Source organism: Alteromonas sp. G5_S2_22_S1, assembly GCF_054968525.1.
The window spans coordinates 1-1,525 of record NZ_JBQKUJ010000043.1; the positions used below are offsets into that span (position 1 = coordinate 1).

Consider the following 1,525-nt stretch of genomic DNA (forward strand, 5'->3'; position numbering starts at 1 on the left):
TCTGGTATTACACGTAGACAAAGAGAAAGCAGACGCACTGAGTACTGAAAATGTGATTCAACGTTGGCATAAACTATACAAAGGCACATTACTCTCGCAGCGCTACATGTCACCAGATTCACGTAAAGATTTACATGAAATTCAAATTAAAGCGGTGGAGTTAACGGCTGAAGTATGGCGTAAAAGGCTATTTGATATCAGCTGGTTTATGCGTGCACTGAATGAATATATTGCTAGGGCAGCTAATAAAGAAGACGACTGCACGGGCCATTTTTGGGAAGGACGGTTTAAATCTCAAGCGCTATTGGATGAGTCAGCCCTTGCCGCCTGTATGGCTTATGTTGATTTAAACCCAGTACGAGCAAAGATGGCCAAAACACCTGAAACATCAGACCATACCAGTATTAAATACCGAATTAACGCAGCTAGGGTCGGCAAAACACCTAAACGACTTATGCCTTTTGCAGGCAACCCAAGACTAGAGATGCCACACGGTTTACCTTTTACTCTTCCAGACTACTTACAGCTTGTAGATATAACCAGCCGATATATTCACCCAAACAAGCGTGGCAAGGTTGAGCATAACCTACCCTCTATTTTAGAGCGCCTCAATATTGAACAAGAACATTGGATAACATTAACCACGCAGTTTGAAACCTGCTTTAAGCACGCCGCCGGCAAAGTGATTCACCTAGAGCAATACGCACACAATCAACACCAGCAACGGGTTCAAGGCCGACAAAGTGCAATGCGATTATTAGGTTAGCCTTGCAGTTTAATAGAGAGTAAGATGGCCACAAAATATATACATCTGTACACAAACATGCCTGTCTTGTTAAGTATTCTACTAAGTACACAAACATGCCTTGAATCGACCAGACTTCTCTAGACTCTTAATTGCTTTATAATTATGTGTAGCAAGGAGAAAAGATGCCTCTACGATTTACAGAAGAATTTAAAATACAAGCCGTCAAACATATTATCGACCAAGGTTATTCGGTGGCAAGTGTGTCTGAGAGGCTGGGAGTCACTAGCAGTTCGCTGTATATCTGGATAAAAGCCTACGGCCCAGACAGTTAAGAACAACATAGGCAGTCTCAAGAACAATCCGACCGAATTAAGCAGCTAGAAAAAGAGCTTAAACGCGTAACAATGGAACGCGACATCCTAAAGGAAGCCACCGTATTTTTCGCGGGCAAGTCAAAGAAAAATACGCGTTCATAAAGACTAGGCTCAAGAATTACCCAATAAAACTCATGTGTGAGGCGCTCTCAATACAGCGAAGTGGCTTTTATGCATGGGTGGATAAACCGAAATTAAAGCGACAATTAAAAGACGAGCGCCTAATGGGGTTAATTAAGCATTCTTGGCTAGAAAGTGGCTGTGTCTATGGGTATAGAAAAGTCACGAGTGATCTTAACACACAAACATCCCTGTCTTGTTTAGTCCTTGCTATTACTGGAATATAGCCTTTCTATAAGAGACTCTGACAGGTGGGCATGACGACGCAATGTGCCTAGAGAAG

General features: G+C 42.4%; 2 protein-coding genes. Both read left to right on the plus strand.

Features of this window, described 5'->3' with window-relative positions; genetic code table 11:
- Positions 1–766, plus strand: a 766-nt coding sequence (locus ACTRWF_RS19585; protein ID WP_462836096.1) for a transposase, incomplete at its 5' end; no start/stop codon positions are given.
- 164 nt (positions 767–930) lie between these two features.
- Positions 931–1,080 (plus strand): transposase, encoded by a 150-nt coding sequence (locus ACTRWF_RS19590; protein WP_462836097.1) that lies wholly within the window; start codon positions 931–933, stop codon positions 1,078–1,080.
- Positions 1,081–1,525: the final 445 nt, after the last annotated feature.